At 39.1% G+C, this 12,714-nt stretch carries 11 protein-coding genes, 4 tRNA genes and 1 pseudogene; 5 read left to right on the top strand and 11 right to left on the bottom strand.

Annotation, left to right across the window (positions count from 1 at the left end; all coding sequences use genetic code 11):
• Window positions 1-30 precede the first annotated feature (30 nt).
• The 3 genes from EDC44_RS00910 to gltX all read right to left on the bottom strand — a co-directional run bounded on the left by EDC44_RS00910 (window position 31) and on the right by gltX (window position 3,058).
• Window positions 31-363 carry a hypothetical protein gene (locus EDC44_RS00910; RefSeq protein WP_131974423.1) on the bottom strand — a complete coding sequence of 111 codons (333 nt, stop codon included), beginning with the start codon at window positions 361-363 and terminating at the stop codon, window positions 31-33.
• A 1,090-nt stretch (window positions 364-1,453) separates the two neighbouring features.
• Window positions 1,454-1,529 (bottom strand) — tRNA-Ala (locus tag EDC44_RS00895).
• An 89-nt stretch (window positions 1,530-1,618) separates the two neighbouring features.
• The gene (gltX, locus tag EDC44_RS00890) at window positions 1,619-3,058 is read right to left on the bottom strand and encodes a glutamate--tRNA ligase (protein ID WP_131974419.1); all 1,440 of its coding nucleotides are present in this window, start codon (window positions 3,056-3,058) and stop codon (window positions 1,619-1,621) included.
• 163 nt (window positions 3,059-3,221) lie between these two features.
• Between gltX and EDC44_RS00885 the strand changes: the two genes are divergently transcribed.
• The 5 genes from EDC44_RS00885 to brnQ all read left to right on the top strand — a co-directional run bounded on the left by EDC44_RS00885 (window position 3,222) and on the right by brnQ (window position 6,904).
• Window positions 3,222-3,297 (top strand) — tRNA-Val (locus EDC44_RS00885).
• 78 nt (window positions 3,298-3,375) lie between these two features.
• Window positions 3,376-3,451: transfer RNA gene (locus EDC44_RS00880), tRNA-Val, on the top strand.
• A gap of 48 nt (window positions 3,452-3,499) precedes the next feature.
• Window positions 3,500-3,575, top strand: a tRNA-Val gene (locus tag EDC44_RS00875).
• Window positions 3,576-3,703: 128 nt separating this feature from the next.
• Entirely contained in the window at window positions 3,704-5,596 is a 1,893-nt protein-coding gene (locus tag EDC44_RS00870) for an LTA synthase family protein (protein ID WP_243647867.1), read from the top strand.
• An 18-nt stretch (window positions 5,597-5,614) separates the two neighbouring features.
• Window positions 5,615-6,904: a branched-chain amino acid transport system II carrier protein gene (gene brnQ, locus EDC44_RS00865; RefSeq protein WP_131974417.1), complete on the top strand. Its 1,290-nt coding sequence runs from the start codon at window positions 5,615-5,617 to the stop codon at window positions 6,902-6,904.
• 59 nt (window positions 6,905-6,963) lie between these two features.
• On the opposite strand, the gene hisIE is transcribed toward brnQ, so the two are convergent.
• From hisIE to EDC44_RS00825, 8 genes and pseudogenes are all read right to left on the bottom strand, one after another.
• Window positions 6,964-7,605 carry a bifunctional phosphoribosyl-AMP cyclohydrolase/phosphoribosyl-ATP diphosphatase HisIE gene (gene hisIE, locus EDC44_RS00860; RefSeq protein ID WP_131974415.1) on the bottom strand — a complete coding sequence of 214 codons (642 nt, stop codon included), beginning with the start codon at window positions 7,603-7,605 and terminating at the stop codon, window positions 6,964-6,966.
• Window positions 7,571-8,140: a DUF2726 domain-containing protein gene (locus tag EDC44_RS00855; RefSeq protein ID WP_131974413.1), complete on the bottom strand. Its 570-nt coding sequence runs from the start codon at window positions 8,138-8,140 to the stop codon at window positions 7,571-7,573. The genes hisIE and EDC44_RS00855 overlap by 35 nt, the downstream gene beginning before the upstream one ends.
• 42 nt (window positions 8,141-8,182) lie before the next feature.
• Window positions 8,183-8,956, bottom strand: a complete 774-nt coding sequence (hisF, locus tag EDC44_RS00850; RefSeq protein ID WP_131974411.1) for an imidazole glycerol phosphate synthase subunit HisF — start codon at window positions 8,954-8,956, stop codon at window positions 8,183-8,185.
• Window positions 8,938-9,684, bottom strand: coding sequence for a 1-(5-phosphoribosyl)-5-[(5-phosphoribosylamino)methylideneamino]imidazole-4-carboxamide isomerase (gene hisA, locus EDC44_RS00845; protein WP_131974409.1), 747 nt, complete (start codon window positions 9,682-9,684; stop codon window positions 8,938-8,940). The genes hisF and hisA overlap by 19 nt, the downstream gene beginning before the upstream one ends.
• 39 nt (window positions 9,685-9,723) lie before the next feature.
• Window positions 9,724-10,572, bottom strand: a complete 849-nt coding sequence (locus tag EDC44_RS00840; RefSeq protein ID WP_131974407.1) for a BRO family protein — start codon at window positions 10,570-10,572, stop codon at window positions 9,724-9,726.
• A 136-nt stretch (window positions 10,573-10,708) separates the two neighbouring features.
• The gene (gene hisH / locus EDC44_RS00835) at window positions 10,709-11,302 is read right to left on the bottom strand and encodes an imidazole glycerol phosphate synthase subunit HisH (RefSeq protein ID WP_131974405.1); all 594 of its coding nucleotides are present in this window, start codon (window positions 11,300-11,302) and stop codon (window positions 10,709-10,711) included.
• Between the two features lie 92 nt (window positions 11,303-11,394).
• Window positions 11,395-12,354, bottom strand: a complete 960-nt coding sequence (locus EDC44_RS00830; RefSeq protein ID WP_131974403.1) for a hypothetical protein — start codon at window positions 12,352-12,354, stop codon at window positions 11,395-11,397.
• Window positions 12,355-12,387: 33 nt separating this feature from the next.
• A pseudogene (locus EDC44_RS00825) lies at window positions 12,388-12,708 on the bottom strand (bifunctional histidinol-phosphatase/imidazoleglycerol-phosphate dehydratase); the annotation flags it as partial.
• Window positions 12,709-12,714: the final 6 nt, after the last annotated feature.

The following is a 12,714-nucleotide window of genomic DNA, read 5'->3' as shown; positions in this document are numbered from 1 at the left end:
TTTGTTTTTGGTTATTTTTAAAAATGGATATTAATCAATCTTTCTCTTTTCACCACGCCAAACCGGTTCATCTGTTTGCATTTTTCCTGTTTGCTTATCTACCTCATAACTAAATAATCTCGGTGCTGTCAATGGATCTCCACCGCATTTTTCATTATGTTTTTCCCTCACTTCTATCTCATAATATGTTCCTTTATCATTAGAAATGAAAAATAAACATTCCCTTTCCAAAAGAGTTAATTTGTGCTTTTCGATGGACTGAACCACTTTTTCCAACGCCATATCTTCGTCTTGAATTAAACTGTTATTAAAACAAGCCACTAATAAGATGCTTAAAAACAAGATAATAACTTTTTTCATCATATTTTCTCCTGTTTGGGAGGATATATTAGCACTTTTTCAGAAAAATCTTGCATATTTTATGCGATGCATCTTACTCATCCGTAACCCTCGTTTTAATTGTTGTACTTTCAAATTCTTCCCGTTCTTCCGCCCTTTCTCTCGCTCTACCTTCCGAGTATTTTGCATATGTATTGACAAGTGCGGTTAAAATCCCGACAGCAAAGTTTAATATCATCGGATTTTGCTGATCGCTAAGCCAAGCAAACCGGAAAAACCAGACCACACCATACTTTAAAGGTAATAAAAAAACCGCTTACATCACTGCAAACGGTTTATGCGAATAAGATTCTTATTTATTGTTTAAATAAATAAACGACTTTTAAAAGTTCCAATATTCCGAACAAAAGACAGATTATGCCAATATTCCACCATAACGGTAATGCACTAAATATCAATTGATTAATAGTCAGAAAAAATGGTATCGTCTCCGTTTGAGTTATCAATCTTAAAGGTAATTGGCATAATGCGAGCCATTTTATCCATTTTACATTTCTAAAATATCCCCAAATAGAGAAAATAAATGAGAAATATAAAACAAAAGTGGAATAAGCCGAAAAATAAATAAATTTAACCCAAAAAGAATCAAGGTTCGATTCAAAGAACAGATTGATATTATTACCAATATTAATCCAATCGGTATAGAAAGGAATATTTCCTTTAAATAAAGCAAATAGGATATAAATTATAATAACGGCAAGGTCACAATAAGCTAAAAGCCGTCTTATTTTTTGATTTTTCAACACGATCAATTCTCTTTTTTCGTCCGGGTATCTGATGGTTTCTAACCATCTGTCTATTACACCAAGATTTTCGATTTCACGATTTATGGCATACTTAGGTAACTTGTCATATTATGTCCGGCACACCACTTTACGTGCTGCAACAGCCCGGCGGATAGAGTAAATACGACACTGTGCGAAAATATGCTCATTTATCTGTGGAGCATTTAAAAGCTCATGTGGACAACGCCACAAATTTGACACAAACCAAAAAAAAGGCTTATCAACCGGATTAGATTAATATCCTAACCCTTTGACAAGCCTAATAAATTTGGTGGAGATAATCGGGATCGAACCGACGACCTCTTGAATGCCATTCAAGCGCTCTCCCAACTGAGCTATATCCCCGAATTTGCTAAGTGGCGGTAATAATAATTGCCGCCGCTTATTCTGTCAAGGCGAAATCTTGAAATTGTTTTTGCTTGCTTAAAATTAAATCAATTATTTGCTTTAATAAAATCAATAGCTTTTTGAATACGTTTAAGCACGCGTTCTTTGCCGATACCCACTAAGGTAACATCCATTGACGGCGATTGACCGGAACCTGTCACAGCCACACGCAACGGCATTCCCACTTTACCCATGCCGACTTCTAATTCGGCAGCGGTTTGTTCAATGGCTTCGTGGGTGCTGTGCAAATCCCAAGTTGAAAGTGCGGTCAGTTTTTCCAAAACTTTTTGTAACGGTTCTATTGCCGCAGATTTAAAGTGTTTTTTCACCGCACTTTCATCATAGTCATCGAATTCTTCAAAGAAATAGCGGCTTGCCGCAGCCATTTCTTTTAAAGTTTTGCAACGTTCACCAAGCATTGTGACGATTTCCTCTAATGACGGGCCGTTAGAGATATCAATTTGTTGATTTTGATAGTGCCATGCTAAGTGTTTTGCCACATATTCCGGCGGTAATTCACGAATATAATGGTGATTCAACCATAATAATTTTTCCGTATTGAACGCACTGGCGGATTTACTCACCGAATGAATATCAAATAAATCAATCATTTCCTGACGGGTAAAAATTTCTTGGTCGCCGTGTCCCCAACCTAAACGCACTAAATAGTTCACCAATGCTTCCGGCAAATAGCCTTCGTCGCGATATTGCATAACGCTTACCGCACCGTGGCGTTTAGATAATTTTTGTCCGTCATCGCCATTGATCATTGAAACGTGTGCATAAGTAGGAATCGGTGCGCCTAGTGCTTGCAAAATATTGATTTGACGCGGAGTATTGTTAATATGGTCTTCGCCGCGTACTACGTGAGTAATGCCCATATCCCAGTCGTCCACCACCACACAGAAATTATATGTTGGTGAACCGTCGGTACGGCGGATAATTAAATCATCTAATTCGCCGTTACTGATTTCGATGCGACCACGTACCGCATCATCAAAAATTACGGAACCTTCTTGCGGATTTTTAAAACGTACTACATGCGGCTCATGAACAGAATGACTGTGATCGTTCAAACAATGACGATCATAACGCGGTTTTTCTTTGTGTTGTTCTTGCGTGTGACGTAATTGTTCCAAACGCTCTTTGCTACAATAGCAACGATAGGCCAAGCCTTGTTCGATCATTTGATCGATCACTTGATTATAACGATCAAAACGTTTGGTTTGGTAATAAGGCCCGTGTTCCCAGGCTAAATTCAACCATTCCATTCCTTCTAAAATAGCGGCCGTTGCTTCCGGCGTGGAACGTTCTAAATCCGTATCCTCAATACGCAATACAAATTCGCCCTGATTATGTTTTGCATAAAGCCAAGAATACAATGCCGTTCTCGCACCACCTACATGCAAATAACCGGTCGGACTTGGGGCAAAACGGGTACGCACTTTTACATTCGGATCTAAATCAAATAATGCTTCGATTTTCATTTTATTAACCTTTATTTTATTGTTATTTAAAAATTTGCCGTATTGTACTATATTTTTTAGGGAATATTTCTGTTTTATGACTATTTTTAAGTCAATCAACAGTTTTTTTGAAAAAATAGATTGACTGGCTTTCGATTATCATTATAATGCCACACCACAACGAGGGCGATTAGCTCAGTTGGGAGAGCACCTCCCTTACAAGGAGGGGGTCACTGGTTCGAGACCGGTATCGCCCACCACTTCAACTTTTAAGTGTTTCTCGTTGTAAATAAAAGTAACCTGGAAAGGTAACCCAAGATTTTAAGGCTTTTTTAAGTGGGCGATTAGCTCAGTTGGGAGAGCACCTCCCTTACAAGGAGGGGGTCACTGGTTCGAGACCGGTATCGCCCACCACGAAAAAACTTAAAATCAGACCGCACTTAGTCTTAAACGATTATCGTCGGGCGATTAGCTCAGTTGGGAGAGCACCTCCCTTACAAGGAGGGGGTCACTGGTTCGAGACCGGTATCGCCCACCACTTCTTTTTACTAAAACAGTAATATAAAAATAATAATTATGTCTTTAGTTAACGCTGAATCTTTACTTTTTACTGTTCTTATCCTCTTTTGCTATCTTTTGATATTATTTCAATTAAATCGTGAAATAATGATCAAAAAATTTATTGAATCTGATATTTTATTATCCCCTAATTATTCTTCTCAATTCAAACGCCTACGCTTATTAGGTTTACGCTTTGATGCTAAATATATTGCTATTATATTATCCATTCCGCTTCTTATCGGTACTATTAGTACATTAATCGGCTTATCTCAAAACTTATCCGCTTGGCTTTGGTCCGTTTATATTTTTGTCTTTTCTTTTATTTCATTGAGTATTATTGCGGGTAATTATTTCTATTTTAAAACCTATAATAATTATTATGATATTTTTATGTTTGGTATTACCGAGGATGATACCGTAGCAATACTAAAAAATATTTATGATGATTATCCGGTAATTAAAGCATTTCTTTTATTATCTGCCTGTGCATTCGCGCCTGCTGTTTTTGTTTACTATTCATTATCGCAACAATGGTTTGCCATCAATACGAATGTATGGCTGTTTTCACTGATTTTTATTACTTCAATCGCACTGATGGTTTTACTGGCACGCGGTACTCTTCATTCTTTGCCTTTAGGTAAAAATCATGCACAAGTTTCCTCATTAAGTACGATCAATAAAATAGTGCCTAATGGGATTGCCGCGATGGAATGGGCATTTAAAGATCGCAAGCAAGAAATTAAGTTTCAACCGGTATCCCAAGCCGAAGGCTTAAATCTAATGCAACAAGCCTTAAATCAAAATGACTTATTAGATAAAACGGAACAAAATGATTATCTGGCTGCTCATAAACCCCATGTTGTCTTTGCATTAATGGAAAGTTTTGGTACAAACTGTCTTGTTTTCGATGATCCGAATAAAAATGATCTGCTAGGAAAATTACGTCCTTATTTTGACAAGGATTTTTTATTTAAACGTTTTATTTCAACTTATAACGGCACAGCTCCCGCATTGGCTCATCTTTATTTTTATAGTCCGATACAAAATATCAGTCAGTCTATCGCACAAAAAACAGCATTACCGCACTCCCCCTTTATAACTTATAAATCACAAGGTTATAAAACAATTTTTATTACATCCGGTAATATGATGTGGCGTAATTTAGGGAATTATTTACCATTACAAGGCGTAGATGAAATTTACGATCAAAATAATATTTTTGATATTTATCCTGAAGCAAAAGAAACACTATCCTACTGGGGAGTTGCTGATGAGTTTGTCTTTAAACTGGCGGAAAAATTATTGAAAGAAACGGATATTCCACTATTTATCAATATATTGACGATTACAAATCATCCGCCTTATGAAGTGCCTAAACACTATAAGGCCAATAACCTTCAAGCACATGTTTTGTCGAATAAGTTTGGCAATTCCGATGAAGAACGCTTAAAAACATTACAAACTTATCAATATTCGGCAAATGCAGCAGGGGAATTTATTGAAAATATCGAGAACAGCCATGTGAAGGATAACACAATTATTGCGATTACCGGTGATCATCATATTAGAGGCTTTAAATCAGAATTACCAAAAGAATATTTTCTTGTTGAAGCCGTACCATTTTTCGTACATATTCCGCAAGCATTGCAAACAAATCTTGCCATTAAATTTGATACGCAGCGTATTGGTTCGCATAAAGATATTTTTCCAACATTATATGCACTTAGCTTATCAGAAACAGAGTATTGGAATTTAGGAGGTCGCAATTTACTCGCCGAACACGAACACCCTAATTATAATTTTGCCTACTCCGGCAGAATTTGGGCAAATGACTCCGGTGTGATTTATCACGGTGAAAATTATACAAAATACCAGTGGAATACCGATTTGCTCGTATCGAATGAAATCACAATAAGCCAAGAAGAAATAATGCAGATTCAGGCTTATAAAAAACTACTATCTTGGCAAATTAATTATTTAGTTCAAGGATATCAATAATCTATAAGAGATAACAATATGACTAAAAACACTTTTGTAGTCGGCTTTATGCTTTTTGCCATGTTTTTTGGTGCCGGCAATTTAATTTTTCCCCCTCGTTTAGGATTAGAAAATGCCACCGGATTTTGGTTTGCAGTCATCGGTTTCGTTATTACTGGTGTCGGATTACCTTTAATTGCAATTATTGTCAGCAGTTATTATCACGGTGGTTATAAAAAAACATTAGATAAAATCCATCCGTGGTTTTCTTTGATTTTTTTATCTGCCATTTATTTAAGTATCGGCCCTTTTTTTGCTATACCAAGAACCGCTGCAACGGCTTATGAAATGGCGGTCATTCCTTTCGTGGGAACCGGCGGTTCAAATTCTTTGCTAATTTTCACCGCACTTTATTTTCTATTAGCATTGTGGCTTTCCATTAATCCATCCAAAATGGTTGAACGAATCGGAGCAATTTTAACCCCGGTGCTATTACTTACGATTTTAGCTTTAGTGGTGCGTACTATATTTTTATTGGCCGACGCCCCCGTTATTGAACACAATATTGTCAACGAATCGCCGTTTTTTACCGGCATGTTACAGGGATATTTAACGATGGATGCCCTCGCCTCCATCGCATTTTCGGTTATCGTTATTATGTCCATTAGAAATAGAGGAATTTCTACGGATAATTCATTAACAAAACAAACAACCCTAGCCGGTATTATCGCTGCCGTTTTTCTTGCATTAATTTATATTGCTTTGGCGTGGATTGGGCGTAATATGCCGATTAGCGATCTCGTGTTACAAGAAATTACACAAAAAAACCAAGATATTGGCACATATATTCTGAACAGTGCCGCAACCTTGGCTTTTGGAGAATTTGGTCGTACATTATTGGGCATTATCGTATCTCTTGCCTGTTTAACGACCACAATAGGCCTTATTGCTTCCGTCAGTGAATATTTCAATGAAATATATCATCGAATTTCCTATAAAACCTATGCCGTTATTTTTGCTTTAATAGGATTTGTGATATCCAACCAAGGTCTCAATGTAGTAATTACTAAATCGGTACCGGTATTATTAATTCTTTATCCGATTTCAATTACAATTATCTTACTGTTATTTATCAATATATTAATAAAATTACCATTACTCGTACAACGTATAACCATTGGATTTGTATCTATCATTTCTATTTTATCCGTTGCTGAAGTGCCGTTTACGCAAAGCCTGCCATTAAAAAACTATTCAATGGAATGGATACCCTTTGCCTTAGCAGGATTATTAATCGGCGTTCTTATCCGTTTGTTCAGAAAATCCTAGAAAAAGTGCGGTTAAAAATTTTTACGTTTTAACCGCACTTTGCTCTTAAATTGACAAGATTACTTATTCGAACCTTCCGGATGCAGCCCAATCCCCGCGTGGCGTTCGCGTAATTTCGCCAATACATCCGCCCACTCAAGATCGGCATCCTGCAATAATACGGTGAGATGGTACGCCAAATCCGCTGCTTCCGACACTAATTCTTCACGATCTTTTGCCACCGCTGCCAGTGCAGTTTCAACGCCTTCTTCTCCCACTTTCTGTGCAATTTTTTTTGTGCCTTTGACATAAAGTTTTGCGGTATAAGAATTTTCCGGATCGTGAGTTTTACGCTCTGCAATCATCCGTTCCAATTTTGCAAAAAATGTCCAATCCAAATCCGCTTGTTGTTCAAACTTGTGGAAGCAACTTTCCGCTCCTGTATGACAGGTTTCACCAATGGGATTTGCAATAATCAATAACGTATCATTATCACAATCCAAACTCATATCCACTACATTGAGAAAATGCCCCGAGGTTTCACCTTTTGTCCACAGGCGCTGTTTGGTGCGGGAATAAAAGGTTACCCGTTTTTCCGCAAGGGTTTTATTCAATGCTTCAGCGTTCATATAGCCCAGCATTAGCACCTCACAGGTTTGATAATGTTGCACGATAACCGGTAATAAATTATCGACTTTTTGCCAGTTGATTTTGTGTTGCATTTTTTGCCTCTAAATATTGATCTAAATGATGACTGATCGTTTCAAAAGAGAGTTGATCATAATTTTGTGGGATTTCCAAATAATAAACATTTGCTTGGCGACAGGCTTCTTTTTTAATTGCATCACGTTCGATTGCATTTTGCTGAAAATGCCCGCCACCTTGATATTCAATCACGATAACCGGCGATCCGCAGCGGTCAATAATTAAAAAATCCACCCGTTTACTATTGATTAAATTAAAATGTGTACGGTTTTCACAGCCTAGAAATTCGCCCATTGATACTTGAGCAAATAATCGAAAACCGGCAGATTTAAACCGCTGTGCCAATAACGCATTGATTTGTTGAAACAGTTTATATTCCGATTTATTCATTAGCGGTTTGGTAAACATTTTAGCATTGGCAATCAGCGATAAGGCATTTGGGAGCTCGTGATTACTATGCCGCTTCCGCCTGTTTTTGCCGGATTTCAGCGCCACAATGATGATCAAAATGATCACTAATATCACGATTTCCAATATAAGTAGCTGGTTCATTTTTCTTCTTATTGCAAATTGTCTAAAAAATCAGACCGCTTGCTATACCCTTACTGCAATATCTGCGGCAGCCAAATACTGTTTCAGCTCGCCAATATCAATAATCCGCTTATGAAAAACACTCGCCGCCAATGCACCGTCCACGTTCGCTTCAACAAAAGCATCTCGGAAATGTACCATTTCGCCGGCACCGCCGGACGCAATCAGCGGCACGTTACAAACCGACCGCACTTTTTTCAGTTGTGCCAGATCGTAGCCGTTGCGAACACCGTCTTGGTTCATCATATTCAGCACGATTTCGCCGGCCCCCCGTTGCTGCACTTCCTGCACCCAATCCAGCAGTTGCCAATTTGTCTGGCGGGTGCGGCGTTCATCGCCGGTGTACTGGTTTACCCAGTATTTACCGGTTTCCTGCTCGAACCAGCTATCAATGCCAACCACCACCGCTTGCACGCCAAAGCGATCCGCCAGTTGAGTGATCAAATTCGGGTCGGCAAGTGCGGGGGAATTTATTGAGATTTTATCCGCCCCGAAAGCGAACAATTGTTCTGCATCGGCAAGGGTTTTAATGCCGCCCGCCACGCAAAAGGGAATATCGATCACTTTTGCCACCCGCTCCACCCAGCTTTTATCCACCGTACGACCGTCTGATGATGCGGTGATGTCGTAAAATACCAGCTCGTCCGCCCCTTCCTGTGCGTAACGTTCAGCAAGGGGGACGATGTCACCGATAATTTCGTGATTGCGGAATTGCACCCCTTTGACCACTTGTCCGTCTTTCACATCCAAACAAGGAATTATCCGTTTTGCCAACATTGTATCGCCTCCGTGAGATTAAATTTGCCTTCCAACAACGCCCGACCAACAATCACGCCTGCCACGCCAGTGCCTTTTAACGCCTCAATATCGGCAAGCGATCCGATTCCGCCGGACGATTGAAATTGAATATCGGGGAAGGCGGCACAAATTTCCCGATATAATGCGACATTTGAGCCGGCAAGGGTGCCGTCTCGGGAAATATCGGTGCAAAGGACGTGCTGCAAGCCAAAAGTGCGGTAGTTTTCGATAACGTTTTCCAACGTTGTCGGGCTGGTTTCCTGCCAGCCTTTAATCGCCACCCGTTTCTGCCCCTGTTCAATGCGAACATCCAACGCCAGCACAAATTTTTCCGCACCGTATTTTTCAAACCAGCCTTGCACTAATGTTGGGTCTGTAACGGCGGTTGAACCAATCACCACCCGATTTGCCCCGGCCGCCAATAAATCGGCGACATCCTGTTCCGAACGAATACCGCCACCGACTTGGATCTGACTTTGGGTCGCTTCAATAATCCGCCCGATTAACGCCGTTTGGCGTTGGGTTGGGTCTTTCGCACCGGTTAAATCCACCAAGTGCAACTGCTGCGCCCCTTGCCGAAGGTAATCGGCAAATTGAGAAATCGGATCGTCATTGTAAGTGGTTTGCTTGGCATAATCCCCTTGGTGCAACCGCACCACCTTGCCGTCAATCAGGTCAAGGGCGGGAATAATGATCGATTTTTTCATTGTGTTTGTCCTTATTTTTATAATATTGAAGAATATTTGTTATTCTTTTTTTAATTTCGCCACGTTACTAATTAAAGCGGCAAAATCTATCGCTTTTTGCCGGGTAATCACCGGTTTGCCTGTCTCTTTTTCCAAACTCTCTCTGGCGACTTTTGCTACATTGCCGCCCCGTTGTGCCACCGCTCGATTTTCCTCCAGCCCCTGTGGGTACGTAATATGGGTAATATCTTTCGTCGCAGCTTCCGCCAACATATTCAGTACCAACTCGGTGGTGGACATATTATCCCGTAGATTTTCTTTTTTTAACCCTTTGAAATCCTTATATTCACGTGTAGTCATTCCGCTCCACGCTTGGGTAATCTCATTGGTTAAAATAGCAAATTCACGCCCTTGTTCCACACCGTGATCCTGCCAGGCATCCGTCAGCTCTTTTCGTACCTGAATGGCTTGTAACCGCTGGTTGATCCACTCACGAGAATAACCTTTTTTCAAATAGGTTTCCAATGCCCGATCAATGGTTAATTCCGGATCAACAATTTCGTCCACGCGTTCCTTACCCACTTCCGCCAGCCACATTTTAAACGGTTCGGCTTTTGGAGAAGGAATAGACTGAATAATACGGAAAATGCCTTGTAAATCAGCAACATCGGTTAATCGCATTTTTCCATCGACAGCTCTCATTTTCAACTGGTTACAAATTGTAACCAGTTCATTTCCTTCTGCCTTTAAACGATTTTTTAATACTTTCCAATAATTACTAGCAGAGCGGTAATCAGGCTGACTTGTTAATGCACCCACAATATCCACCACACTAAAAAACCATTCTTCTTTTTCTGCATCCCACACTGAGCGGATTTGGCTGTTTTCAAAGAGTTTAATCTCGTTCATCTGTCATTCCTTGTTGTCAAAAACACTGTGATTATATTCAGTATTTTATCTTAAGCAAGGCGAAAATTGGTGTTTTACGATCCGGATCGCAATTTTGCAAAAAATTAGCAAAATCCAACCACTTGTTCGCAGAAAATCAAACATTCTCCACAAAATTCCGCAGTAACTTTGCCCCATTTTTGCCGGAGCGTTCGGGGTGAAACTGCACGCCGTAGAAGTTATCACGGGCAATGGCGGCGGAAAACGGCGAGCCATAATCGCAGGTGGCGATGGTGCATTCATTCGGTCTAACCGCATAGCTATGCACAAAATAAAAATGGCTGCCTTGTTCAATGCCGTCAAATAACGGGTGATTTGGTTGATAATGCACGTTATTCCAGCCCATATGCGGCAGTGGCAGCCCTTGAGCCTGTAAGTGCTCAGTGCGTGCCGGAATAACATTGAGCGTCTCCACATTGCCCTCCGTCGAAAATGCGGTCATTAACTGCATTCCTAAACAAATGCCGAGCATCGGTTGGGTGGCATTGCGGATTGTGTCAATCAACCGGCGATCCTGCAGAATCTGCATTGCTGCCGCTGCCGTGCCGACACCGGGAAGCAGCAATTTATCCGCCGATTTGATTTTGTCTAAATCACGACTAATTTCTGCCTGAATATTCAGACGGTCGAATGCAAATTTTACCGATGACAGGTTTGCACAGCCTGTGTTGATGATGGTGATGTTTGACATATTATTTCCTTTGTTATTCTTAAGTAGTTCTAAACGAAAAATATTGTTCTTTGATTCCTGGATAAAATTATTGGTTAATTTTCTAGCGTATATTATTTTAAAAATTGCAAATTATCAGTTTTAGGATCAGCATAAATTATTTCTGTCGGAATTGACAAAAACTCATAAATAACCTTAATTTTTTCATATAGTCTCTTATCTCTAGTAATGAAATAATCACAATAACTAGCGTAGATGCAATGTGTCGTATCATGGAGATTAGAAACAACTTTATTTTTACTTTCAGAATAAAAGCCAATCTCTAATAAAACTTTCATGGTATTGTCAATTATATTCTCAATTAAGTGGTGATTGTTTCTTATATAAGGATAAATATTCTCTTCTCTCATCAAATTACATATATACTCATAAATATTAACACGTAAAAAACTTAATATTCTCAGCCAGTTAGCTAGTATTTCTTGAAAATAGGAATTAGGTAATATATTTACATTTATATCATCACAAAGCATCATATTTATAGCTAGACCAGTTAAGTAAGTATCAACAATCTTATTTATTAAAATTTGATAAACATCATATTCTCTTAACTTACTTTTCATATCCAATGTATGAATCGCTATTTTTTTCTTCTCGAGTTTTTTCCCTTTTAAATTCTCATATACTTTAGATGCTCGCTTAAAAACTTGCGTTTGTCCTTCCTCAGATAAATCATTCTTGTGTATATATTTAACTACTCTCTTATAACATAGAGACGGATTTTCACGTGCAAAAAATGCACTATCCCTTCTATCTGAAATAAATTCAATAACATTATATGTTTCAGAGTCACCAAATATAATTTCTGTATCACCTGTTAATTTACTTAATCGGCTTAAATAGTCATTAATATCTAATTTATTACTCCTTCCCCCTCTTGCGATCTCCTCAATATGGGCTGGGGAATATACAATTTGATATTGTTGCTTATTTACACTTTCCAAATTGAATCCATATTTTCTCTCATCAAAACTATCAATTATAAATTGATAATCAAAGTACACTTTTTTCATATTTTTAATTTATCCTTAGTCTATTATGTATTTTTACAATACCCCTTTGCTACTCGGCAACGCATTCCCTTCAACCTTAATCGCCTGCCGCAATGTCCGCCCAAACACTTTAAACAAACTTTCGATTTTGTGGTGGTCGTTGTCGCCTTTGGTTTTCAGGTGCAGGGTTGCCATTAGAGTGTAGGCGAGGGATTGGAAGAAATGTTCGGTCATTTCAGTGCTGAAATCGCCGACTTTGTCCCGTTTGAATTTGGCTTTGAATTTGAAGTAGGGGCGGCCCGATAAGTCCATTGTACATTCGGCTTTGCATTCATCCATTGGCAGCGCGAAGCCGAAGCGGTCGAATGCAAATTTTACTGA

This window comes from Cricetibacter osteomyelitidis, assembly GCF_004340985.1.
Taxonomy (GTDB): Bacteria; Pseudomonadota; Gammaproteobacteria; order Enterobacterales; family Pasteurellaceae; genus Cricetibacter; species Cricetibacter osteomyelitidis.
Note: the sequence above shows the minus strand (reverse complement) of the source record. Positions and strands in the feature narration are given on the sequence as shown.